Raw genomic sequence first — 24,378 nt, forward strand, 5'->3', positions numbered from 1 at the left:
TTAAAATAATCCTATAAAAATAATAAATCATGATGTTTAAAAATATCCATACGCTGATGGACAGTATGGGCTTAAGTTTGCAAAAGCGCGCCCTGCACATCCAGTTTTCCAATGAATTGCTAAATTCTCAGGTCTTTATTCAACGCATTGAAGGGCAACATCGCATCAATCAGGGCTTAAAAGCCGAACTGATGTGCTTGTCGACGCATGCCCATATTCCTCTAAAACAATTTATTGGTGGGCAAGTGGCTGTAGATCAGGTGACGGATTCAGGCGACTTGTCTCGGATGACTGGGGTAATTACTGCCGCCAGTCAAGGCCAAAGTGATGGTGCATTCACCCTATATAAACTGAGCATTGAAGATGCAACTGCACTGTGGCACAAGCGCCGTAACAGCCGTGTGTTTATCAACAAAAGTGTGCGGGATATCAGCGAAATTCTGTTTAAGGAATGGCAAACGAAAAGTACCTTATTTGCCGCCAGTCTCAGTTTAAATATGCAAGGCCTAAACAGAGACTATGATGTACGTCCTTTTGTGATGCAGGCCAATGAAACAGATTATGAATTTTTAACCCGACTGTGGCGCAGTGAAGGCATCAATTGGCTGATTGATGAAGCCGAGCATGTCGTTGCCAGTCCTGCAGCAGCAATACAAGCGCAAAAATTATGCTTAATTGATGAAAATCATCAATTTAATGCCTTAAAAAGAAGATCAGTTCGCTTTCATCGCAGTCATGCCACAGAAGCGTTTGATAGCATCACCAGTTTTATTGCCGAACGTTCTTTGCAGTCGACCGCCGTTCAGGTGCAGCGTTGGCAAGCGCATTATCTATCTCAGGATCAGGCCAATTACCAGTTAAGCAACCATCAGCATAGTGATGTGCAAGACAATGCAAGTTTAAGTCTGGAACAGGCATGGAGCATTAGCCCGGCATGGACATCGGATTTAAGCGGGGCGGATCAAAGTACCGTCTCAAACAGTCAGCAACTGGAAAAACTGAATCGGCAACTGAGCCAGTACCAAGACTTGCAGGCCAAATACTTTACTGCGCAGAGTAGCGTGCGTGACGCCCATGTCGGCTACTGGTTTGAATTGCTTGATCATCCTGAAATTGACCGTCATTCAGGTTCAGATAAAGAATTCCTGATTTTGGGTAAATCTTTTTATAACCAGAATAATTTACCTAAAGACATGCTGCGCCAGTTAGACACTCTATTAAGCTTGAGCCGTTGGCAACATCAGGGAGATGAACGACAGGCGAATGAGCTTTATCTGGTACGACGCAATATAGCTGTGGTTCCTGAATACAACCCCCTGATACATCGGCCTGCGGCCTATCCGCAACGTGCAAAAGTGGTGGGTCCTGAAGGTGAAAGCATTTATGTCGATCAGTGGGGCCGGATTAAGGTTCGTTTTATGTTTACCCGTAATGAGGATCATGGACATGATGGCGGAGCCGGAAGCAATGACAACGATACCGATTCAGCCTGGGTTGATGTACTGACTCCGTGGGCCGGTGAGGGTTATGGTGCACGTTTTCATCCGCGAATTGGTGAAACCGTGGTGATTGATTTCTTTGAAGGCGATGTTGACCGTCCATTTGTGGTGGGGCGGATTCATGAAGCAGAACGCCATCAAACCATGTTTGATATTCAAGGCCAGTTACCGGAGACCAAAAAACTCAGTGGTATTCGCTCACAGGAAGTGGCTGGTTCGGGTTTTAACCAATTACGTTTTGATGATACTACTGGACAAATTAGTACCCAATTGCAGAGTAGCCATGGAGCAAGTCAGCTGAATTTAGGTCATCTCAGCCATCCCAAAGCTGCCGAGACCAGTGATGGACGTGGTGAAGGTTTTGAGCTAAGAACAGATCACTGGGGTGCTGTTCGGGCGGGTGAAGGTTTGCTCATTTCCACACATAAACAAGATAGCGCGGCAGGTCATCATTTAGAGGTGAATCAGGCTAAACGTCAGCTTGAAAATAGTTTCAATCATTCAAAAGCACTCAACGACATAGCGAAAAATCAGCAAGTGGATGCACTCACCGTTTTAGACAATTTAAAGCATTTTCTAGAACAGATGGAACATAAGGATGAAGCCAAAGCAAATGCTTTTAAACAGGCTTTAATGATTGTGGCAGCGCCAAACTCCATCGCCTGTGTAACGAACGAAGATTTACATCTCTCGGCAGATGGACAGATCAGCCAAACTGCTGGAGATGCGATTAATTTCTCCACGCAAAAATCATTTATTAGCCATGCTCAAGACAAGATCAGCCTGTTTGCAGCGCAGCAGGGCTTTAGTGCATATGCTGCGAAAGGCAAAGTCGAGTTGCAGGCACAGGATGATGCCATTGAAGCCATAGCCCGTAAGGTTATTAAGCTGATTTCTACTGAAGATAAAATTGAGCTTAGCAGTCCTAAAGAGATTGTACTGACTGCTGGTGGTTCACAGTTAAAGATCAATGCAGAAGGTGTTTTTACTACCACCGGTGGTAAGTTTGAGAGTAAGGCGGGGCAGCATAGTTTTGTGGGAGGGGCTAAAGTGCTGACACCTCAGGTAAGTTTACCAATGCTTAAAACCCCTTACAGCAATCGAATTGATTATATTTGGAACAGACCTTCTATGGGTGAAAAGGAAATTTTTATTGTTGATAAATCAGATGGAAAATTAATTAAAAATATTAAGAATGAATTGGATAACGATGAAAATATAAGTTCCTTAAGATTCTATACTCCACAACAAGCAGAATTTACAGCATTGGGATTTAATTCTTTAAATACTTATTTAAGTCAGGACATATCAAACGATAATTGTGATGAATTGATAGAAGAAACAGAAGAAGAAATTTTAGAAGATGATGAAGTTTACACAGAAGAGGATTTTGATTAATGAGTCATCTAGTCACAATTTTTTCTAAATTTTATGATAAATCCGGTCAACGAATTATTAATCTAAATGTAAAGTCCCGTTATCATGGATCAACCAGAGAAAACCTGCAAAAGACAGATGAAAAGGGTTTATTCATCTTTCAAGCTTCTTCTAACAGAACAATCGAAATTTTAGCTAAACCACCTAATGCTAAAGAGTATACAGTTTTTAAAATGATGAATTCATCTGTAAGTTCATCTGCGAGTCATCCGGTAAAAGTTTATTTACCCAAAACGATTGAAGAATATCGACAAAAAAACATAAAAATTCCTCATAGTAAAACCGTAAAGAATTTTTTTAAGGTGGTTGATCGTCATGGAAAAGTGATGAGCAACTTTCCTATACAATCGCGTCCTAAAGGGAAAAAATCTTTTGAACGTTCTACCAACGAAGAAGGACTGGCAGAAATAGAATCTTCTCCAAATCGGGACATCGAAATTTTAGTTCTGACATCGGGTGATACATTTGTTTTAAAAAAATCTGTAAATTCTGGCAGTGGTTCACAACAGCCAACACTTATTCAATTAGATGAACCTTACGATAATTTTAAAAGTTTATCGACGATCACTTTGCTAGATAGAAATGACAATAAATATAGTGTAGAAAGAACACACGTTGAAATATTGAACCTAGAGAGTAAAGAAAAAAATATCATCACTACTTCAAATGGAAAGCTTGTGGTTCGTGGTCATATTGGAAAATGGGTCAAGATAACAGTATATAAACCTGATGGTACTCCACTAAAATTTGTAGATTATTTACCAAAAAGAATAAATGAAAGTTCTGTTAAGTTGCATTTAGATGTAGATGTAACTAATGGGATTACTGAGATTAATGAACCTATTATAAATAAATCAGTAAAAAGTGGTATATGTGCATGTAATAGAGATATTACTTCTGATGAATTTAAAAAAATTATATCCAGTTCAATGGCCTCAAGTTTTCTAAAAGACTTAAATGAACAATTTAAAAAATTGAATATGAATAATTGCTTAGAAAAAGCACATTTTATAGCTCATACACTACACGAAACTGCTGGTTACTCTTTACTAGAAGAGGGGTTAGGTGGAAATCCTGAAAGCTCTGTATATGATGGTTATAAAGGGCGTGGATTAATGCAAATAACATATAAAAAGAATTATGAAGGATATGGAAATGCTATAAATCAGAGTTTTTTAGGCAATAATAAACATAGAATCGCAAAAGAGAAGCAGCATGCGGTAGGTTCAGCTATATGGTATTGGCAGAATTCTAAAGCAGGAAATCTTACTCCACATGCTTTAAAAAATGATCTAATAGCTACCTGTGCTTTAATTAACGGTGGATATAATGGTTTTAATGAAAGAGAAGGATATTATAAAAAAGCAGTTTTAGCTTTTAATATTAAAGAATGCCAAAATTTAGATAAAAATATTATAGATAGATTGGATCAATATACTGATTTTGAAAACAGCTATATTTATAGAAATAAAGTAGGGGAATGCTTTGGTTGGGGCTTGTGGAATGATCCTATTAGTCCTATTAAAAAGAAAAAAGGAAGAGATAGTGATGGGAAAACAAATGATGTGACACAAGCAAAAAAAGGATATAAACGATTTTTAGAACTAGCAAATGGCATTGAGTTTCCATTTGGGTATGAATTAAATAAGCAGAAACAGAAAATTAGTCGAAAAAGATATGGCTATTCTGCAGATCGTGCTAAAGCTTTTGCAAACAAGAGATTAGAAGAACTATGAAATTTTACCATATATTTATATTAATTATTTTATGTAGTATACAAGCTCACGCTACCACTGATTATTTTTGTTTAACAGATGGTAATAAATCCATTCTATTGGTTCCTAAGAATTATCCTGACTTCAGTACAGTTAAGTATTATCCTTATTTAAAAGATATTAAGGTTTCTAAAACTATCCAAATCTATAAGGTTGATATGGGAGAAAATGCTCATCCTGAAATTTATAGAACAATGAATGAAATTATTAATAATAAGATTACTGGTAAATATACATTTATGTCACAAGGTTATTTAATATATTACGCTACTTATTATAATTTAAAAACTAAGAAAAAAACTGAATTTTCTAGAGAATATGAACTAAAATTAAAAGGAGTAAATTGTTTATAATTTACTGATATTGTGTATATTTATATAGTCAATAATTTATTTTTAATAAGGATTTAAAATCCTGATAATAATTAAAATTTAAAAATGTTGATGATATATTGGTTAAGAGCTTCAATTATTAGTTGAAGCTCTTATAAATTATTATATTTACCCTTCCAAAACTTCTTCCAACAACTCTTCACTTGGTGCGAAGTAATATGCGCCATCCATTGGGGTTACAAAGTGAAGCAAGCGGTCATGAATACCATCGCCAGCTGTACCAAACATATGTTCTAACATATGGTCGATAATGTTTAAGTTCTTGGTATAAGCAATAAAGAATAAACCTTGGTCACCTTTACCATCACCATAAGGAAGAGAATGACGTAAAATTTCCATTTCTTCGCCTTTCTCATCTTCAATCACAACACGGGCAATGTGGGCATTTTCAGGTTTCACCTCATCATCCAGTTCAATAGACTCTAACTTGGTTCGACCCATCACATTTTCTTGCGCATCTACTTTTAATTTTTTCCATTTTTCCAGGTTATGTGCATAACGCTGCGCAAAGACAAAAGAGCCATCAGCAAAAATGCCAGCATCTTCACCCAGTAAGGCAACTTCAGCACGGTCATCCGGGAATTGCGGATTTTCAGTACCATCGATAAAGCCTGTAATGTCACGCCCATCGAAATAACGGAAACATACCCGTTCATCCAGCACTTCAACTTTATCTTGAATACCTTCAAAGAAAGATTGGCTTAAGGCAAAGCAAATGTCGGCACGAGCACTGGCAATATGAATCAGCACATCAGCAGGAACAACAGGCATTTGAAATGAACCTTGGATCGGTTTTAATTGTTTAAAGCCAGCAGGAATTTGATTATAGAGCTTTGCCCAAAGTTCGGGACCAAAAGCGACACCTGTTTTAATTTGCGCGTTAGGATGCTGGGTGATTAAACGATCACGTGTGGTAAATAAATCTGCAAATTTCTCTTTTAACTCATCAATCGTTAAGTCTTTTAAACGTAAAATAATAAACCGAGCATGATCTGAAGGTAATGGTAAAATTACAGATTGGGCAGTCATACAGGGCTCCTAACAATTTTTATAAAATATGTGACTGGCTTTATTGTGCCTCATCACTGCCTGGGTGAATAGCTCAAAGTTTTATTTTGATCGTGGATTTTTAACGCTTTATAAGTGTGAAAAGTCATATAATGAGCCGGTCTTTTTATCTCCTTGTATTTTATGTCTTACCAAGTTTGGCTTGCCTATATGTTGGCATGCTGGGTCATCAGTATTTCTCCTGGAGCAGGTGCAATTGCTTCGATGTCGAGCGGTTTAAATTATGGCTTTCGACGTGGCTATTGGAATGCTTTAGGTTTACAGCTGGCATTGTTGGTGCAAATTGGCATTGTGGCTGCTGGGGTAGGGGTATTGTTCGCGACTACACCTTGGGCTTTTCTGCTGGTGAAATGGTTTGGTGTGGTGTATCTCTTGTATTTGGCATACCTGCAATGGACAGCACCTGCACAGTCCATTGAGATTCAACAGGAACAACCGAATAAATCGATTCCTAAACTGGTCTTATATGGCTTCTTGGTCAATATGAGCAACCCGAAAGCGATTGTGTTTTTACTTGCCGTGTTGCCACAGTTTCTGGATTTGTCTAAACCACAATGGATTCAGTATCTGATTATGGCAGTCACCATGGTGAGCATTGATCTGATCGTGATGGCGGGCTATACCGGCTTGGCCGCCAAAGTTTTACGATTACTAAAATCGCCGAAACAGCAGAAATATATGAACCGAACTTTTGCCGTGTTGTTTAGCTGTGCAGCTGGATTACTGAGTTTGGTGCATCAGTAAGGATTGTTTCCCTCTCCTTTAAAGAAGTAAGAATCCTCAGAATATATTCTGAGTTTGCAAAGGAGAGAATGTTATAAAATAAAAATCATCTTAAAAATGATGCATATATAAAGGAAAAACTAAGTCATCTTCTTCACTTTCTGCACTGCAAAAATCACGGCAAACGATATCGCCATGGTCAGTACAATGGTTAAACCAGTAGAGGTGTCTAAACCTGCGCTTGACCATAGACCAACACTAATGCCAAATTGTGCAATCACAAAAGCCCACACCACCATCTGTTTAGGTGAGTTTGCTAAGAGTCGTGCTGTTAATGCAGGAATGACCAGTAGAGCACCCATCAATAATGAACCGACTGCACGTAAAGCCAATACGGTAAAGAGTGCCAGCAGCAGCATAAACACCAGGCGTTGCCATTTTGCGTTTACACCTTCACTCACTGCCATGTCCGGATCAATCGCGATTTGAATCTGCGCTTTCCAGTTTTTATACAACACCGCTAAAGCCGCAATAATGACGATGGCAAACATTGGCAAGTCTGACCAGGAAATTTGTAGCAGATCACCAAACAGGTAACTGAGTAGTTCCGGTCTTAGGCTTGGAATATGCTGTATAAACAGTAAGCCTGAGCAGAGCAGGGTTGCGGAACAGAGTGCCAGCAAGGCATCGTTGGGCAAGCGCGGGTCATGCAGTACCCATAAAATAGCCACCAATAGAAAAGCCAAAAAGCTCACGCCCAACCATAAAGGCAGGCTTAAAGCGCCGGCAATCGCCACACCCAGTAAAGTGCCATGTGCCATGGTGTCGGCAAAAAATGACATCCGTCGCCATAACATTAAACAGCCCAGCGGAGCAGTCAGAAACACCAACAGGGTTCCCATGGTCCATGCAGGTAACAAGAGTTGTAACCATTCCATCATGGCTTAAGCTTCCGGTTCAGGGTGAATATGAGGGCGAGAATCATGCTGACATGGAGCCGCACTATCACCATGCGCACAGTGGTCATGATGATGCTGATAGAACACACGGTTGGTGCCAAAAATGGCCTGATATTCCGGATGCTGCTGAACATTTTCCGGCAAGCCGCTACAGCAGATGTGCTTGTTCAGGCACACCACGCGATGCGTGCCTTGCATGACCCATTGCAAGTCATGCGATACCATCAACACGGCACAGTCATACTTGATTGGTAAGCTTCTGACATATTCATACAGTTCAGCTTCAGACTGAATGTCCAGACCTTGCATCGGTTCATCCAGTACCAGTACATCGGGCTGGCGCAGTAAAGCGCGTGCCAGTAACACTCGTTGCCGTTCACCGCCTGAAAGCTGCTGAACTTTACAATCCTGCAATTTGGTAATGCCGGTATCGCGAATAATTTCTGCTTTGATATCGGCGTCGCAATGTTCTAAAGCCAGTAAATCCTGCACCCGTAAAGGCAGGCTATGCGATGGATTAAACTTTTGCGGTACATAAGAGAATTTGAGTTTTTTATGGCTATGAATTTTGCCTGAATTGGCTTTCACAATCCCCAAAAGCACTTTAATCAGGGTAGATTTGCCTGCACCATTCGGACCGATCAGCGTGACAATTTCTCGCTCATGCAAGGCGAAATCGACATTCTTTAAGATGTCACGTTCGTCAATCCGAACACTGATTTTGTCTAAAGCAATCAGGGGATTGGTGGTTACTGTTTGTTGCGGCACTGCTGACATATCCCAGAAATTTCAATAATACTGTGATGTGCAGTAAATTGATCGGAGGCTGAAAGTTCATCTAATTGTGTTAATAAACCCTGAGCTGAGGCTTCTTTTACTTTCTTGCAAGCAGTACAGATTAAAAATGCCGCTTGATGTCCTTCGCGCGGATGACAACAGGGTATATAGGCATTAATCGAAGTTAAACGATGGATTAAGCCTTTTTCCAGTAAAAAGTCCAAAGTGCGATACACCGTTGGTGGTGCAGCAGGACGGTCAGACTCGCTCTTGATTTTGGCCAGCAAGTCATAGGCACCCATGGGGCCGGTGGCATTTAAAATCAGTTCCAGCACTTCTTTACGTAATGGGGTTAAACGCGCACCTGCAGAGGTACAGAGACTTTCTGCTTCAGCAAGACGTGTTGCTATATTATGATGGTCATGTACGCCATGTAATGCATTGTGATGTTCGTGCGAACATAAGCTCATAGCAAAACCTCAAGTACGGAATTTATAAAAATCAAAGGACATTAAATCTTAACATGAAGCACCTACAGTTTCGATCAGGCATAGGTATTTTTGTCGATTTGTTATATTATAACACTTATTGAACATTTGGTGATCTTCTTCATGTCCCGTTTCTTTGCATTTTGTGCCCTGGCCTTATTGAGTAGCTTTGGCTGGTCGCAAAATCTGGTGGTCTCTACACATCCAATTTATCTGATTGCTCAGGAAGTGACTCAAGGTATAGAGAAGCCTGTGCTTTTGTTGGGAGATCAGTCTGGACATGACATTACCCTGACTCCGGCACATCGCAAAGCCATTCTGGATGCCTCTTTGGTGATCTGGCTAGGTAAGGCACATGAAGCCCCATTGAATAAACTGTTGTCTGATAATCCCAAAGCGATTGCGATTTTAGATTCTGGTATTGTGCAAACGCTGCCTCAGCGTACTACCCGTGGTGTGGCGTTGAACAATACGGTCGATACGCATGTGTGGCTCGATCCCAACAATGCGGTGCGCATCGGCTTTTTTATTGCAGCCTTGCGTTCACAACAATTTCCTGAACATAAAGATGCCTACTGGGCCAATGCCAAACGCTTTGCACAAGAAATGTTGCTGAGTGCACAACAATACAATAGCCAGACTACAGCCAAACCTTACTGGTCATATCATGATGCGTATCAGTATCTGGAACGTGCTTTAAACCTGAAGTTTGCCGGTGCATTGACCGATGATCCCCATGTGGCACCTACACTGGCCCAAATTAAATATTTAAATGACAGCCGACCAAGTCGCAATATGTGCCTTTTGGCAGAAGGTCATGCCAGCAAAAACCAGTACCAAAAATTGAATCCGATTACCTTCCAAGCGGTCGATGAAAGCATGGGCAGGGAAGGGGACTTTGTGCTGGCGTGGAAGAAACTGGCCGATCAAACATATAAATGTGTACAAAATGCACGGAAATGATGCAAAAATTAAGCAACAATTGATGAGTTCGAAAGCGATTTATGTAATTAAAAAATCCGACTTAGGTCGGGAAAAGATTGCATGTTCAGGGGTGTAACTCTATAATGCCTGCGATTAAAAACGATCATCAGCTAAACTTGTCAAGCATGATTGCTGTGAGTGAATAAATAATGAGCCGAACTAGTCGCATGATTGACCGACGATTAGCGAAAGCTTTAGTCATCTTACAAGCATGCATGATCCCTGTTTCAGCCTTGATAGCGTGGGTCGTGAAAGACTCAACTGCAGCTTACAGTGCCGCACTTGGTGCGTTGGTGTGTTGGCTTGCAAGTTGTTATTTTTCCTGGCAATCGTTTCGAGCTGCAGGTGCGCGAGCTTCAAAACAGGTTCTTTCGAACATGTATAGAGGCTTGATGGGCAAATTTGCAATTGTGATTGTTGGTTTCATTTTAATTTTAAGCAATGTTAAACCGTTGTCAGCGGTGGCATTGTTTTGTGGATTTATACTTGTTCAGACGATGACGTGGGTCGCACCTTTTTGGGCGTCACGACTCCAGAAATGAGTTTAAACACAACAAAAAATTGAAAAGTTTTTTAGGAGAAGAACGAGATATCAGGCAGCACGCGATGTTCGTTCTCTCTATTTAGTATTTGACATTGACCAGGTGTGATTTATGGCTGCTGAAGAACATGCCCTTACTTCGACCGAGTACATCAAGCATCACTTGACCAATTTAACCTATGGCAAAATGCCGGATGGTTCTTGGAAATTGGCTGAGACTGCTGATGAAGCTCAACAGATGGGGTTCACTGCTATTCACTTGGATTCAATGGGTTGGTCTATCACTCTCGGTGTGGTTTTCTGTTTGTTGTTCTGGTTAGTAGCGAAAGCTGCAAATGCTGGTGTTCCTACCAAGTTCCAGTCTGCAATCGAAATGATCATCGAGTTTGTTGACTCAAGTGTCCGCGACACTTTCCATGGCAAATCACGCTTAATTGCGCCTTTAGCCCTCACAATTTTTGTGTGGATTTTCCTCATGAACGCGATGGATTTACTACCAGTAGATTTCATCCCGCATCTTGCAGGAATTATTGGTTCAAACGTATTTGGTATGGACCCGCACCACGTTTACTTCAAGATCGTTCCATCTACTGACCCTAACGTTACCCTTGGTATGTCATTGTCGGTATTTGTACTTATCTTGTTCTATAGCATTCGTGAAAAGGGCATCGGCGGTTTCGTCGGCGAGTTAGCACTCAACCCATTTAACCCAAGTAACCCAGTTGCAAAAGCGTTGCTCATTCCAGTGAACTTGATTCTGGAACTCGTAACATTCCTTGCACGTCCAGTTTCATTGGCTCTACGACTTTTCGGTAACATGTATGCAGGTGAGTTAATCTTCATCCTGATCGCGTTATTACCGTTCTGGATCCAGTGGGCGTTGTCTGTGCCTTGGGCGATCTTCCACATTCTTGTTATTACGTTACAAGCGTTCATTTTTATGATGCTGACTATCGTATACTTGAGTATGGCTAGCGAAAAACATTAATGGTATTGCCTGACTGTCAACCGATGGTTGGGCTTAATTTTTTACTTTAATTTGGTATATACCTAACCTCTGAGGAATTATCATGGAACTCACTTTAGGTCTAGTTGCAATTGCATCTGCTATCTTGATCGCTTTTGGTGCTTTAGGTACTGCGATTGGTTTTGGTCTTTTAGGCGGCCGTTTCCTTGAAGCTGTAGCTCGTCAACCAGAATTGGCTCCACAACTTCAAACTCGTATGTTCTTAATCGCGGGTCTTCTTGATGCTGTGCCTATGATCGGTGTTGGTATTGGCTTGTTCTTCATCTTCGCTAATCCATTTGTAGGTTAATCAGCTTAATTCCTAAATTAAACCATTGAGGAATAGCAATGAATATCAACCTCACATTGATTGGCCAAGCGATTGCATTTGCGATGTTTGTCGCATTCTGCATGAAGTTTGTATGGCCACCACTAATCAATGCGATTAGTGAGCGTCAGCGTAAAATCGCTGATGGCTTAAACGCTGCTGAAAAAGCGAAAGCTGACCTTGCCGATGCGCAAGCTCAAGTGAAAGCTGAATTAGACGCAGCTAAAGCACAAGCGGCTCAATTGATCGAACAAGCGAACCGTCGCGGTGCGCAATTGGTAGAAGAAGCGCGTACTCAAGCAGCTGCTGAAGGTGAGCGTATTCGTCAACAGGCTAAAGAAGCTGTTGATACTGAAATCAATGCTGCCCGCGAAGAATTACGTCAACAAGTTGCTGCTCTTGCAGTTACTGGCGCAGAAAAAATTCTGACCCAGCAAGTTGACGCAGAAGCTCACAATGCCATGCTGACTCAGCTGGCTGCTAAACTTTAAGAGAGGCGGATTATGGCTGAACTCTTGACGTTGGCACGCCCATACGCTAAAGCAGCATTTGCTTACGCTTCTGAGCAAGGTGCAACTGACTCTTGGTCAAATGCATTGAATTTGCTCAGTGCTGCGGTGCAAGATGAAGCATTTTCAGCTTACTTAAATCGCCCTGAGCTTACTCCTGCAGAGCAGGTAAGTGTTTTTGCCAAAGTTTTAGGTGAAGATCAAACCGCAGCAGTGTCAAACTTTTTGACATTGCTTGCTGAAAACAACCGTTTGGAACTTCTTCCTGAAATTGCGACAGAATACGAACAGCTCAAATCACAGAATAACAACACTGTGGATGTAGTGATTGAATCTGCATTCCCATTGTCTTCTACACAAGAACAAGTACTTGCAGATGCGTTGAAAAAACGCTTTAACGCTGCGGTAAATGTTTCTGTAGAAGTTAAACCAGAACTAATTGCTGGTGTAGTTATTCGTGCAGGCGACCAAGTGATAGATGATTCTGCGCTTAACAAGCTTGAAAAAATGCGGACTCGTCTTCTTGCGTAATTATTTATAAAAAATTACTGCGTAAAAGAAGACTGAACTTTAAAAAGATTGAGGTATAGCGCAATGCAACAACTGAATCCATCCGAGATCAGTGCGCTCATTAAACAGCGTATCGGCGATCTGGACACCAGCGCGACCGCTAAGAACGAAGGGACCATTGTTATGGTTTCCGACGGTATTGTGCGTATTCACGGCCTTGCTGATGCAATGTACGGTGAAATGATCGAATTCGACGGCGGCTTATTTGGTATGGCACTGAACCTAGAACAGGATTCAGTGGGCGTCGTTGTTTTAGGTAACTACTTAAGCCTTCAAGAAGGTCAAAAAGCTCGTTGCACAGGTCGTGTATTAGAAGTTCCGGTTGGTCCAGAACTTTTAGGCCGTGTAGTAGATGCTTTGGGTAACCCGATTGATGGTAAAGGCCCTATTGATGCAAAATTAACCGATGCTGTTGAAAAAGTAGCACCAGGTGTAATTTGGCGTCAATCAGTGGATCAACCTGTACAAACTGGTTATAAATCAGTAGATACAATGATCCCAGTAGGCCGTGGTCAACGTGAGTTGATCATTGGTGACCGTCAAACTGGTAAAACAGCAATGGCGATCGATGCGATCATCGCTCAGAAAAACTCTGGCATTAAATGTGTATACGTAGCAATTGGTCAAAAACAATCGACTATCGCTAACGTAGTACGCAAGCTAGAAGAAACTGGCGCTATGGCGTATACAACTGTTGTAGCAGCAGCTGCAGCTGATCCAGCAGCAATGCTGTATCTAGCTCCGTACTCTGGCTGTACAATGGGCGAATACTTCCGTGACCGCGGTGAAGACGCGTTAATCATTTATGATGACTTGTCTAAACAAGCTGTTGCGTATCGTCAAATTTCATTGCTTTTACGCCGTCCACCAGGTCGTGAAGCGTATCCAGGTGACGTATTCTATCTTCATAGTCGTCTACTTGAACGTGCTTCTCGTGTATCTGCTGACTACGTTGAGAAATTCACTAACGGTGAAGTTAAAGGCCAAACTGGTTCATTAACTGCATTGCCGATTATTGAAACTCAAGCGGGTGACGTATCTGCATTCGTACCAACCAACGTAATTTCGATTACTGATGGTCAGATCTTCCTTGAAACATCATTGTTCAACGCGGGTATTCGTCCTGCTGTGAACGCGGGTATCTCTGTATCTCGTGTTGGTGGTTCTGCGCAAACTAAGATCATCAAAAAATTGTCTGGTGGTATCCGTACCGCTTTGGCTCAATATCGTGAACTTGCAGCGTTCGCTCAGTTTGCTTCTGACCTTGATGAAGCAACTCGTAAGCAACTTGAACACGGTCAACGCGTAACTGAATTAATGAAGCAAAAACAATATGCTCCATATTCAATCGCTGACCAAGCTGTTTCAATTTACGCATCTAACGAAGGCTACATGGCTGACGTAGAAGTGAAGAAAATCGTTGCATTTGATGCTGCGTTAGTTTCTTACTTCCGTTCAGAACAAGCTGCGTTAATGCAAAAAATTGACGAGACTGGTGCTTGGGATAAAGATATCGAAGCAACATTCAAAGCAGGTATTGAAAGCTTTAAAGCGACTCAAACTTACTAAGTTTCAACTTTGTTGAATTTAGTGTTGGTTTGGTTCACGGAATCAACCTTCGGAAGCTCGAAAGAGCTTTCGAATACTAGGTTAAGCGTATGGCAAATTTAAAAGAAATTCGCGCCAAAGTAGCTAGTATCAAGAGCACGCAAAAGATTACTCGCGCGATGCAAATGGTAGCAGCTTCTAAGATGCGTCGTGCGCAAGAGCGCATGGCTCAAGGCCGTCCGTATGCCGAAAATATGCACCGTGTAATTGCTCATTTGGTACAAGCGAACCCTGAATACAAACACCGTTATATGGTTGAACGTCCTGTTAAGCGCGTTGGCTATATCATTGTGTCTTCAGATCGTGGCCTTGCTGGTGGTTTGAACATTAACCTGTTCAAGAAAGTGGTAAAACACGTTCAACAGCAACAAGAGCAGTCAATTGAAGTTCAATTTGCTTTGATTGGTCAAAAAGCGGTTTCGTTTTTTAAAAACTACGGCGGTAAAGTGCTGGGTGCGACTACAAACGTAGGTGATGCGCCGAGTCTTGAACAGTTAACTGGTTCTGTGCAAGTGATGTTGGATGCTTATGATAAAGGCGAGTTAGATCGTATTTATCTAGTGTCAAATGGCTTTGTTAACGCCATGACTCAAAATCAAAAGATCGAACAACTTGTTCCTTTAGCAGCTGCTGAAGAAAACGATGGTCTAAACCGTCAATACGGTTGGGACTACATCTATGAGCCAGAAGCTGAAGAGCTGTTAAATGGCTTATTGGTTCGTTACATCGAGTCTATGGTTTATCAAGGCGTGATTGAAAACATCGCGTGTGAGCAGTCTGCCCGTATGGTTGCAATGAAAGCTGCAACTGACAACGCAGGTGACCTCATCAAGAGCCTACAACTTATTTATAACAAGCTGCGTCAAGCCGCGATTACTCAGGAAATTTCTGAGATCGTTGGTGGTGCCGCTGCCGTTTAACATTATTAGTTTGAATTGAGGAGACAGCAATGAGTAGCGGTCGTATCATTCAGATCATCGGCGCGGTTATCGACGTCGAGTTTGAACGTAATAGCGTTCCTAAGATCTATGACGCTCTCCAAGTTGACGGTACTGAAACTACTTTAGAAGTTCAGCAACAACTTGGTGATGGTGTAGTTCGTACCATCGCAATGGGTTCTACTGAAGGCCTTAAACGTGGTCTTAACGTAACTAACACTGGCGCGCCTATCTCTGTACCTGTAGGTACAGCATGTTTAGGTCGTATCATGGACGTTCTTGGTCGCCCTATCGACGAAGCTGGTCCAGTTGCGACTGAAGCGCGTTTGCCAATTCACCGTCAAGCACCTTCTTATGCTGAACAAGCAGCTTCTACTGACCTTTTAGAAACTGGTATTAAAGTAATTGACTTACTTTGCCCGTTTGCTAAAGGTGGTAAAGTTGGTCTGTTCGGTGGTGCCGGTGTTGGTAAAACTGTAAACATGATGGAATTGATCAACAACATCGCTAAAGCTCACTCAGGTTTATCTGTGTTTGCTGGTGTTGGTGAACGTACTCGTGAAGGTAACGACTTCTATCACGAGATGAAAGATTCTAACGTTCTTGACAAAGTAGCAATGGTCTACGGTCAGATGAATGAGCCACCGGGTAACCGTTTACGCGTAGCGTTAACTGGTTTGACCATGGCTGAATACTTCCGTGACGAAAAAGATGAAAACGGTAAAGGCCGTGACGTATTGTTGTTCGTAGACAACATTTACCGTTACACATTGGCTGGTACCGAAGTATCTGCACTTCTAGGTCGTATGCCATCTGCAGTAGGTTACCAACCGACTCTTGCAGAAGAGATGGGTGTTCTTCAAGAACGTATTACTTCTACTAAGTCTGGTTCGATTACATCTATCCAAGCGGTATATGTACCTGCCGATGACTTAACAGATCCATCGCCTGCAACTACATTCGCTCACTTGGACGCAACTGTAGTATTGAGCCGTGACATCGCATCTTCTGGTATTTACCCAGCGATCGATCCACTTGACTCTACTTCACGTCAGTTAGATCCATTAGTAGTGGGTACTGAGCATTACGAGATTGCTCGTTCAGTTCAAAACGTTCTTCAACGTTATAAAGAATTGAAAGACATCATCGCGATTCTTGGTATGGACGAGTTAGCTGAAGAAGACAAACTTACTGTATACCGTGCACGTAAGATCCAACGTTTCTTCTCTCAACCGTTCCACGTAGCTGAAGTGTTTACTGGTGCTCCTGGTAAACTTGTACCGCTTAAAGAAACAATTCGTGGCTTTAAAGGTCTTCTAGCTGGTGAATACGACCACATTCCAGAACAAGCGTTCTACATGGTTGGTGGTATTGACGAAGTTATTGCTAAAGCTGAGAAACTTTAATTAGTTACCTAATTTAGGAGATTCTCATGTCAACTATGCAATGTGACGTTGTAAGTGTTAAAGAGTCTTTGTACTCGGGCACTGTAACTATGCTAATTGCTAAAGGTGCTGGCGGTGAGTTGGGTATTATGCCTGGCCATGCTCCGCTAGTAACTTTGCTCAAGCCGGGCGCAATCCGCGTTCTGCTTGAAAACGGTACAGAAGAATTAATCTATGTATCTGGTGGTGTTCTAGAAGTTCAACCGCATGTTGTTACGGTTCTTGCAGATACTGCAGTCCGTGCAGAAAACTTAGATGAAGCTGCAATTATTGAAGCACGTAAAAATGCTGAACAATTGCTTGCGAATCAAAAGAGCGACTTGGACTCTGCTGCTGCGCTTGCTGCTCTTGCAGAAACTGCTGCACAGCTGGAAACTATCCGCAAAATCAAAAACCGCGCTCAATAAGACACGGTTCGAGATTGAAAAACCACCCGAAAGGGTGGTTTTTTTATATATAAAATAATGTATATTCAAAACAAATAATTAGTAAAAAATTCAAAATGCTAAATTATATTTATATGGATGATTTGCCCTTATTTACCTATATTATTTACTTCTTCATAGGTTATGGTTTTACTCTATATTCACATAACATTGGTTTAGAAAAATTTTCTGTGAGAACACTACCATATTGGTTTTACTGTATTTTATATTTTGTTGGTAATCTAGCTATGTTAAGTGTTATGAGCTTAATGAAAACGCATCTTGGGTTATACTTTTTAGCGAATATAGTGTTGCCTTATGCTGCTTTGTGGCGATCATTTCCTGCAGAAAAATCATAAAATCAATGGAATGAGACAATGCTATTCACTTTTTTGAGTGTGTTAACTTTAGTCCTATCATTGGGTATCTGTAGTGTTTTTTTTCTTCAAAGAAAGTTTACAATTACCTTAAGCATATTATCTTTTTTATTGTGGATGGTAAGTCTTTGGTTGTGGATGAATTATTTAATGGAATTTCATCCTATCAAATAAAGGGTGTACTAAAACATCTGCCTAATAAATTCTTATGAACCTAATCGATTTTGAAATCCACTTCTGGGAACTCTATCAAGACGACACTCATTATTACTTAAGTATCGCGGTCGACATGAATTCAGTGGTATCCTGCTGGGATTTGGAGCTGACCCATTACTCATAATGTCCTGATTAAAAATTTCATCAAAACTTTTTAACCTAATTTTCTAAACCAAAAATCTAGTTTTTATCATCTTTGAAGAAAGCCTGTCTGAGTTGACCCAATAACAGATCACTCACCTTGTCATCTTGAATCTTAATCTGTTGCTTTAATTTTTCAGCTTTTGGCGGGTCTTCCGGAACGATAATTTCTTCTCCAGATTGGTCAGCATATGAAATAGGTTGAGGGTTTGCCGTGACCAGATTGGATGAAGCGGGATATTCGACATGCCAAAGCTGAGTTGAAAGCGCCATGATGTATTTATATTCATCCGTATCTGGCTGAAAACGTCTATAGAATTGTAAATCTTGCAACGCTTCTAAACGATCACCTGGGGCAGTGGAGGAAGGATTTTGCCATTCGGCAATGATCGGATGCAGCTCATGTTGCATCAAATGGTAATCAAGCCAGTCACCAAGCAGGCTGTGGTCAATATCTGCAACATAATCGCTGTCTTGCTGGATCAACTGTTGAAGTCGTTGCAATACGTTAATTTCTTTTTGTTGAAGCACATAACGTGCTTCAGTATCAAGTTGTTCCAACTCTGTAATAGGAAGCTCTAGAAAGCGTTGTTGCTGTTCAAAAGCATCCACAATATTGCTTTGATGGACACTATTCCATTGCTGTAAAGCATGAATTTCAAGTTGCTGAATTTCTTTAAATGCCTTGCTTCGATAGTGACTAAGCTTAATACGTTGAATATTTTGTTGATTAAATTCAATTCGTTGTTTGATGTATTCAACATAGAGGTTTGTTTGTTTGGGGCTAACCGGTTGAATAACATCAACCAATAACAATTGCTGCTGTTGGCGGTATTTGAGCCAGTCTTGAATCAGTTGAACCTCTTTTATGGGTTGAGAAAAAAATTGATTTAAGCGTGGGATAGCTTTTTCAGGCATGATGAAATGGAATGCGCCATATGTCAGGGTTGCTAAACAGACCACCACTAGAACAATTTTTTTCATTATATAAATGTGTTCTCTTTATTTGTTATTTGTACATCCTATCGTAAAAATGAGAACTGGTTAATGTTTTTCTATAAAAATATTAAATATTTATGAAAATGGAAAACTCACTATTAATTAGAATGTTTAGCTTAAAAATTTAATGAAAGTTTTGCTTAAACAAGGCTTTTTCTTCTCAATACTTTTGGATGTTTGAAAATGGGTAGTCAACAATATCTAAAGTTGCATATATTTTATCCGCACATTTTCTTAATCTAAAACAAATCATTCGCTGGCTTAGACCCTATGAACCTCATTGCCCATGAACCACATTTTTGGGAACTTTACCAAGACGATATTCATTATTACCTCAGCATTGCGGTCGATATGAGTTCAGTGGTGTCGTGTTGGGACTTGGTCTTAACACAAGAGGAAATACAGGGTTATGAACACCGCGGTCGCGAGAGCATTCAAGAATTGGTTAAGTCGATGATTGCTTTGGCCTATAAAGGTGATTTTTCTACAATGGAAAGCCGTCTGGCCAAACCTTATGAGCGTCAGGCCATGCAGGCAGCATTTAAAGCGTGGCAGAATAGTCAAAAAGTAGAGTAAGCGATTTATTCAGAAAGAGGGAGAATAGAAAACTCACCATTGCCGATAATTCTTATCTTAAAAATTTCGTCAAAACCTTCATTCAAATTGGGTACTTCAAGCTTTTTATGGGTGGCACGTACACCCACCTCAGGAATATTGGCTTTACCTGCGCGCAAACTATTCCGCTCTAAGGTGCTGTGCAAGTCTGTCTCAAAATAATAGCAAATCACTTCAAAGCCAGCATCTTTGGCACGCTGAATATATCGGGCACGATCATCTTGAGTCGGGTTGGTGTTATCAATCACCATCTTGGTTTTAGAGGCAAGACCTGCTTCAAAAATCATATTTTCCCGATGCCGGGTTTTCAGCATATCCAGATTAATGCGCAAATGACTATGGTGCAGATTCAGCAGGTAAAAGCTGGATTTACCTGAAGCCTGAATCCCTGTAAAAATAATCAGTTGCATGATACGCGCTACATCTTGAAGTCAGGTTTTATTAAATCATAAATCGTCCGTTTCGGGATATTCTTCTCGCTTGCCGCTTTCATAACTGGCAAAGTGAGGCTGTGTCCGTTTAAACACTGGGGCAGCACTATCCCAAGGCCAGTCGCCAAAATGGGTTTCCCGATAGCGCTTGAAGGCATCATTCAGTTCTTGTGGCGTGTTGAGGACAAAAGGTCCACGCATAGCAACGGGTTTAGCAATCGGTTCACCTTCCAGCCATAAAATCCGTGCTTCCAGTCTACCTGCTTTTAACTGAATTACCTGATCCGGTTTGAGCTCAACCAGATGTTTAAATTGAATTGCCTGAGCTTCAATCCATAGTTTGTTGCCCTGATAAAAATAGGCGAACCGGGTCGCTGTCGCAGAGCTTGCAGGAATAGTGAGTTCTGCGTGTGGCTCTAAACTCATCAAATAAATATTCACCTTATTTTCATTGGCCGTAGCCCAGGAATGTGGCGGGCATGGAATCGCATTGGTTGATTTAAAACTTCCTGAAATGACCCGAATATCTGATTTATGACCTGCCAGATCGCTTTCAATCACATGGGGGATATGTTCACGCCACATCATTTTATAGTGGGCATCTTGCTGTTTTTGTTCAGGGGGAGGAATTAAACCAGATTTGAAACAGCTCAAAAGGATTCTCTTGATGTTCATCCAATAAAGGAAACATTTCACAGTGTTCAATGCCATTGCACATCACCGGCCGCATAACGGCCAGCATTTCCCAGCGAGTCGAAATGATCGACATAGCCTTTTTCTCGACCAGAGTAATGGTTTCAAAACCGGTATGTGGATGTTCCGAAAAACCGGGCACGACATCGCCATAGTACATATTGAACTCTTTATTTTTTGCCGCAGTTTGTGGCCTCATCTCGGCATTCGCTGCTGGAAAATGATCAATATGATGGGCAGTAACGATAAACGGATCTTTCAGATCAAGACGGAATTCAACTGGAACAATCGAGAGTATGGACAAGTCGTTCATGCGCGATATCCTTAAATCAAGTTTTTGTTTTTATGAGCAATAGATGAATAAGCAACTTATTTGATGACTTTGAAGCTGGGTTGAAAAATGGTCTATAGCTGAACTGTAAGATGCATCAACATGAGTGAATTTGCTACAAATTAGCAACTATGGAGTTATTTATTCTTCTTTATAGTAGAACCAGCTTATTAAAAAAGCGATCTCAATATGTGTCATATGGAGAGAGTAAATATGGCAACAACAATGAAAGCAGCAGTGGTGACTGCATTTGGTCAGCCGCTGCAAATACAAGATGTTGAAATTCCTAAAATTAGTCCCGGCAAAGTGCTGGTGAAGATTATTGCCACAGGTGTTTGTCATACCGATCTGCATGCCATGCATGGGGATTGGCCAGTGAAACCGACTTTGCCTTTTATTCCTGGACATGAAGGTGTAGGTGAAGTCATCGAAGTAGGTGAGGGCATTGAGCACTTAAAGGTTGGTGATATTGTCGGTGTTCCATGGCTGTATTCAGCTTGTGGGCATTGTGATCATTGTTATGCAGGTTGGGAAACCCTGTGCAAGAAACAACAAAATTCAGGTTATTCAGTCAATGGAAGTTTTGCCGAATATTGTCTGGCAGATGGCGATTATGTCGGGGTGATTCCTGAAGGTGTCGATCTGCTGGAAATCGCCCCGATTCTATGCGCGGGTGTAACGGTATATAAAGGCTTGAAAATGACTGAAGCCAAAACCGGTGATTGGATGGCCATTTCCGGTATTGGTGGCCTAGGGCATGTAGCCGTTCAATATGCCAAAACTATGGGCTTTAATGTGGTGGCGATTGATGTAGATGACACTAAACTTGATTTGGCAAAAAGCTTGGGTGCAGATGTTGGATTAAATGCGCTTAAAGTCGATGTGAAAGAACAAGTATTGAAAGCCACTGGTGGTGAGGGCTGTCATGGTGTTTTAGTCACCGCCGTCTCTCCGAAAGCATTTGAACAAGCCGTTGCCATCATCCGACGTGGCGGAACCATGGTCTTGAACGGTTTGCCACCCGGAACATTCGACTTGTCTATTTTTAATATGGTGCTGGAAGGTATTACCGTACGTGGTTCTATCGTCGGAACACGTTTAGATTTGAAAGAAGCACTGGATATTGCTGCTCGTGGCAAAGTCAAAGCCCATATTCATGTCGAACCCCTCGAAAACATCAATGATATTTTTGAGCGGATGGAGCATGGCAAAATTGACGGTCGTATTGTGATTGATATGAAACTTTAATCTGCCAACAGAATCAGACCACTTCAGCACAACTGAATTGGTCTGTCTCTGATGCGTCTATCTTTAGGTAGAGACTAGCTTTTTTGAGCATCTTTATCCTGACTGTCAGGAATCATCATGCTGGCAAGCTTGACCATTTCCAGCTGGATATTACCCATCTGTTTTTCAATTTTCTTGAAATCGACCTGAGCCAAGTTGATTTCTCCATTGAGCAAGGGAGTTGCGAGTACTTGTTGGTTGGCCTGCAGCAAATCTTGGCGAATGGACTCAATTTCCTGACTTTTTAAGTTTAGGCTACTCAGTGCCTGATTAAATCCAGTCAGTTGCTGTTTCAAGGTATCGGCACTGTCTTGAAGCTGTGTCTGATCTTTATCCTCAATGGCTGTTTGTAAATCAGTCTGGGTTTGTTTGAGCTGCTCGACATAATCACCCGCTTTCAACTGCATATCGGCCACATCACGAACGATATAAAACATGTTGCCACTTTTCAGTTCGGCTTTTGGCGTTGCGGTTGATTCGGTGCTTAATTCCTGAGCGTCCTGTTCAGATACTTCGCTTGATTGTGAAGTGTGGGTTTCTGTTGAGTCAGGAGTATTGGCTTGCTCACAACCAATCAATATAAGGCCCGCACTAAACATCACAAAAGGAGAAACCACATTTTGGATGAATTTTTTCATAACCAATTCAGATCTTTATTTCAGTAAAGATGAATATAAGGCTGAAATGTGTAGAAAAAACTGATTGTTGCAAAGCGATAACAAATTTATTTTCAGCTATTCATAAAGAGTGCCGAAGCACTCTTTTTTCACCGAGATTGTTGAGCATTAACCGCGAATGATTTTAATGATGTTATGGTTCATTACGTTGGTTAACACATAGTCGCCATTCACTTTAATCCATTGCTGGTGCAGCAACCAAAGCAGTAGATAAGGATAAAACGATTGCTTTTACTCGAGTATTCATACTTCACCTTTTAATGATGGCGGTTTGTTTATGAGTTGATCATAGTTCTAAGTTGTTGATAAATATGGGATGGATTGTTGTTGAATGATTAAAATCATGAAAGAAAAATGAAGAGCAGAATTTTTTATTTTAATTAGTTAAACTTTTGTTTTTAAATGAAAAATATAAGCACCTACAGGCTGTGTAGATGCTTACATTACTGTTACAAATTACTTGCCGAGTTCAGCATTAATCGCCTCAACAATACGCGGATCATCTGCCTTGATGTCTGGCGCAAAGCGGGCAATCACTTCACCTTTTTTATTAATCAGGAATTTTTCAAAGTTCCACAGCACTTCAGGTTTAGGATTAGGTGTTAAGCCATAATCGACCAAGTCTTCCCACCAGGGACCTTCACCAATACGTTCAGGAATGGCTTGAGTCAAGGTCTGGTAAAGCGGGTGTTTATCTTCACCCGCCACTGAGATTTTAGAAAATAGCGGAAAATCGACCTGATAATTTAAAGAGCAGAACTCCTGGATTTCTGCATCTGAGCCCGGTTCCTGGGCCAAGAAATTATTGGCAGGAAAGCCTAAAATCTCTAGTCCTTGGTCTTTCTTTTCTTTATACAGCTTTTGTAGGCCTTCATATTGCGGGGTTAAACCACATTTAGATGCCACATTCACCAAGAGCAATACTTTGCCTGCATATTGATTTAACGTGGTGTCTTGTCCGGCAATGGTTTTGACGGGAATGTCATAAACAGATTGGCTCATGAGAAAGTCCTTAAATATTTGAATGTGAATTACTGCTTTGTTTTAAAGCTTATTCTGCATACCGACAAGTCTTTATTGATATGAAGATATCAATATTCATTCATAGCTGAATTAAAAAACAGGTCAATCGACCTGTT

24 protein-coding genes and 1 pseudogene are annotated in these 24,378 nt (G+C 41.1%); 16 read left to right on the top strand and 9 right to left on the bottom strand.

Annotated features, from left to right (window positions below; genetic code table 11):
* The first annotated feature begins 32 nt into the window (after window positions 1–32).
* From LZZ98_RS09375 to LZZ98_RS09385, 3 genes are read left to right on the top strand one after another with little or no spacing between them, the layout of a single operon-like run.
* Window positions 33–2,897 carry a type VI secretion system Vgr family protein gene (locus tag LZZ98_RS09375; RefSeq protein ID WP_237787646.1) on the top strand — a complete coding sequence of 955 codons (2,865 nt, stop codon included), beginning with the start codon at window positions 33–35 and terminating at the stop codon, window positions 2,895–2,897.
* Window positions 2,897–4,672 (top strand): glycoside hydrolase family 19 protein, encoded by a 1,776-nt coding sequence (locus LZZ98_RS09380; RefSeq protein WP_237787620.1) that lies wholly within the window; start codon window positions 2,897–2,899, stop codon window positions 4,670–4,672. The genes LZZ98_RS09375 and LZZ98_RS09380 overlap by 1 nt, the downstream gene beginning before the upstream one ends.
* Window positions 4,669–5,064, top strand: coding sequence for a hypothetical protein (locus tag LZZ98_RS09385; RefSeq protein WP_237787621.1), 396 nt, complete (start codon window positions 4,669–4,671; stop codon window positions 5,062–5,064). Before LZZ98_RS09380 ends, LZZ98_RS09385 begins: the two co-directional genes overlap by 4 nt.
* Window positions 5,065–5,211: 147 nt before the next feature.
* On the opposite strand, the gene LZZ98_RS09390 is transcribed toward LZZ98_RS09385, so the two are convergent.
* Window positions 5,212–6,132, bottom strand: a complete 921-nt coding sequence (locus LZZ98_RS09390; RefSeq protein WP_237787622.1) for a Dyp-type peroxidase — start codon at window positions 6,130–6,132, stop codon at window positions 5,212–5,214.
* Between the two features lie 162 nt (window positions 6,133–6,294).
* On the opposite strand from LZZ98_RS09390, the gene LZZ98_RS09395 reads away from it, so the two are divergent.
* Window positions 6,295–6,915, top strand: a complete 621-nt coding sequence (locus LZZ98_RS09395) for a LysE family transporter (RefSeq protein WP_237787623.1) — start codon at window positions 6,295–6,297, stop codon at window positions 6,913–6,915.
* A gap of 119 nt (window positions 6,916–7,034) precedes the next feature.
* On the opposite strand, the gene znuB is transcribed toward LZZ98_RS09395, so the two are convergent.
* The 3 genes from znuB to LZZ98_RS09410 are packed head-to-tail and all read right to left on the bottom strand — an operon-like array spanning window position 7,035 to window position 9,100.
* Complete coding sequence (gene znuB, locus LZZ98_RS09400; RefSeq protein WP_237787624.1) at window positions 7,035–7,835, bottom strand: zinc ABC transporter permease subunit ZnuB; 801 nt, start codon at window positions 7,833–7,835, stop codon at window positions 7,035–7,037.
* Between the two features lie 3 nt (window positions 7,836–7,838).
* Entirely contained in the window at window positions 7,839–8,630 is a 792-nt protein-coding gene (gene znuC, locus LZZ98_RS09405) for a zinc ABC transporter ATP-binding protein ZnuC (protein WP_237787625.1), read from the bottom strand.
* Window positions 8,603–9,100: a transcriptional repressor gene (locus LZZ98_RS09410; protein ID WP_086200325.1), complete on the bottom strand. Its 498-nt coding sequence runs from the start codon at window positions 9,098–9,100 to the stop codon at window positions 8,603–8,605. The genes znuC and LZZ98_RS09410 overlap by 28 nt, the downstream gene beginning before the upstream one ends.
* Before the next feature lie 141 nt (window positions 9,101–9,241).
* Here LZZ98_RS09410 and LZZ98_RS09415 point away from each other — a divergent pair, with 141 nt between their 5' ends.
* The 10 genes from LZZ98_RS09415 (at window position 9,242) to LZZ98_RS09460 (ending at window position 17,454) form a co-directional block, all read left to right on the top strand.
* The gene (locus LZZ98_RS09415; protein ID WP_086176478.1) at window positions 9,242–10,081 is read left to right on the top strand and encodes a metal ABC transporter solute-binding protein, Zn/Mn family; all 840 of its coding nucleotides are present in this window, start codon (window positions 9,242–9,244) and stop codon (window positions 10,079–10,081) included.
* Between the two features lie 170 nt (window positions 10,082–10,251).
* Window positions 10,252–10,644, top strand: a complete 393-nt coding sequence (locus LZZ98_RS09420) for an ATP synthase subunit I (RefSeq protein ID WP_086176477.1) — start codon at window positions 10,252–10,254, stop codon at window positions 10,642–10,644.
* 111 nt (window positions 10,645–10,755) lie between these two features.
* Window positions 10,756–11,631 (top strand): F0F1 ATP synthase subunit A, encoded by an 876-nt coding sequence (gene atpB, locus LZZ98_RS09425; RefSeq protein ID WP_086176476.1) that lies wholly within the window; start codon window positions 10,756–10,758, stop codon window positions 11,629–11,631.
* Window positions 11,632–11,713: 82 nt separating this feature from the next.
* The gene (gene atpE, locus LZZ98_RS09430; protein ID WP_000424060.1) at window positions 11,714–11,959 is read left to right on the top strand and encodes a F0F1 ATP synthase subunit C; all 246 of its coding nucleotides are present in this window, start codon (window positions 11,714–11,716) and stop codon (window positions 11,957–11,959) included.
* Between the two features lie 38 nt (window positions 11,960–11,997).
* Complete coding sequence (locus LZZ98_RS09435) at window positions 11,998–12,468, top strand: F0F1 ATP synthase subunit B (RefSeq protein WP_237787626.1); 471 nt, start codon at window positions 11,998–12,000, stop codon at window positions 12,466–12,468.
* 12 nt (window positions 12,469–12,480) lie between these two features.
* The gene (locus LZZ98_RS09440; RefSeq protein ID WP_086176474.1) at window positions 12,481–13,017 is read left to right on the top strand and encodes a F0F1 ATP synthase subunit delta; all 537 of its coding nucleotides are present in this window, start codon (window positions 12,481–12,483) and stop codon (window positions 13,015–13,017) included.
* A 63-nt stretch (window positions 13,018–13,080) separates the two neighbouring features.
* The gene (gene atpA, locus LZZ98_RS09445) at window positions 13,081–14,625 is read left to right on the top strand and encodes a F0F1 ATP synthase subunit alpha (RefSeq protein WP_237787627.1); all 1,545 of its coding nucleotides are present in this window, start codon (window positions 13,081–13,083) and stop codon (window positions 14,623–14,625) included.
* A gap of 89 nt (window positions 14,626–14,714) precedes the next feature.
* Window positions 14,715–15,584 (top strand): F0F1 ATP synthase subunit gamma, encoded by an 870-nt coding sequence (atpG, locus tag LZZ98_RS09450; protein ID WP_086176472.1) that lies wholly within the window; start codon window positions 14,715–14,717, stop codon window positions 15,582–15,584.
* Between the two features lie 29 nt (window positions 15,585–15,613).
* Window positions 15,614–17,008 (top strand): F0F1 ATP synthase subunit beta, encoded by a 1,395-nt coding sequence (atpD, locus tag LZZ98_RS09455; protein WP_086176471.1) that lies wholly within the window; start codon window positions 15,614–15,616, stop codon window positions 17,006–17,008.
* 26 nt (window positions 17,009–17,034) lie between these two features.
* Entirely contained in the window at window positions 17,035–17,454 is a 420-nt protein-coding gene (locus tag LZZ98_RS09460; protein ID WP_086176470.1) for a F0F1 ATP synthase subunit epsilon, read from the top strand.
* A 791-nt stretch (window positions 17,455–18,245) separates the two neighbouring features.
* Here LZZ98_RS09460 and LZZ98_RS09465 read toward each other — a convergent pair.
* Window positions 18,246–19,190 (bottom strand): hypothetical protein, encoded by a 945-nt coding sequence (locus LZZ98_RS09465; protein WP_237787628.1) that lies wholly within the window; start codon window positions 19,188–19,190, stop codon window positions 18,246–18,248.
* A gap of 285 nt (window positions 19,191–19,475) precedes the next feature.
* Here LZZ98_RS09465 and LZZ98_RS09470 point away from each other — a divergent pair, with 285 nt between their 5' ends.
* Window positions 19,476–19,781, top strand: coding sequence for a hypothetical protein (locus LZZ98_RS09470; RefSeq protein ID WP_237787629.1), 306 nt, complete (start codon window positions 19,476–19,478; stop codon window positions 19,779–19,781).
* Between the two features lie 5 nt (window positions 19,782–19,786).
* Here the strand turns inward: LZZ98_RS09470 and LZZ98_RS09475 are convergent, their stop codons facing one another.
* Both LZZ98_RS09475 and LZZ98_RS09480 read right to left on the bottom strand, forming a co-directional pair.
* Window positions 19,787–20,230, bottom strand: coding sequence for an AAA family ATPase (locus tag LZZ98_RS09475; protein ID WP_237787630.1), 444 nt, complete (start codon window positions 20,228–20,230; stop codon window positions 19,787–19,789).
* A 36-nt stretch (window positions 20,231–20,266) separates the two neighbouring features.
* Window positions 20,267–21,257 (bottom strand): annotated as a pseudogene (locus tag LZZ98_RS09480) (pirin family protein).
* 231 nt (window positions 21,258–21,488) lie between these two features.
* Between LZZ98_RS09480 and adhP the strand changes: the two are divergent.
* The gene (adhP, locus tag LZZ98_RS09485) at window positions 21,489–22,523 is read left to right on the top strand and encodes an alcohol dehydrogenase AdhP (RefSeq protein ID WP_237787631.1); all 1,035 of its coding nucleotides are present in this window, start codon (window positions 21,489–21,491) and stop codon (window positions 22,521–22,523) included.
* Between the two features lie 74 nt (window positions 22,524–22,597).
* Here adhP and LZZ98_RS09490 read toward each other — a convergent pair whose 3' ends face one another.
* Window positions 22,598–23,200 (bottom strand): hypothetical protein, encoded by a 603-nt coding sequence (locus LZZ98_RS09490; RefSeq protein WP_237787632.1) that lies wholly within the window; start codon window positions 23,198–23,200, stop codon window positions 22,598–22,600.
* A 495-nt stretch (window positions 23,201–23,695) separates the two neighbouring features.
* Window positions 23,696–24,241 (bottom strand): glutathione peroxidase, encoded by a 546-nt coding sequence (locus tag LZZ98_RS09495; RefSeq protein ID WP_237787633.1) that lies wholly within the window; start codon window positions 24,239–24,241, stop codon window positions 23,696–23,698.
* Between the last annotated feature and the right edge of the window lie 137 nt (window positions 24,242–24,378).

Origin of the sequence: Acinetobacter sp. SM34, from assembly GCF_022012365.1 — a bacterium.
In the GTDB taxonomy this organism is placed as follows: Bacteria; Pseudomonadota; Gammaproteobacteria; order Pseudomonadales; family Moraxellaceae; genus Acinetobacter.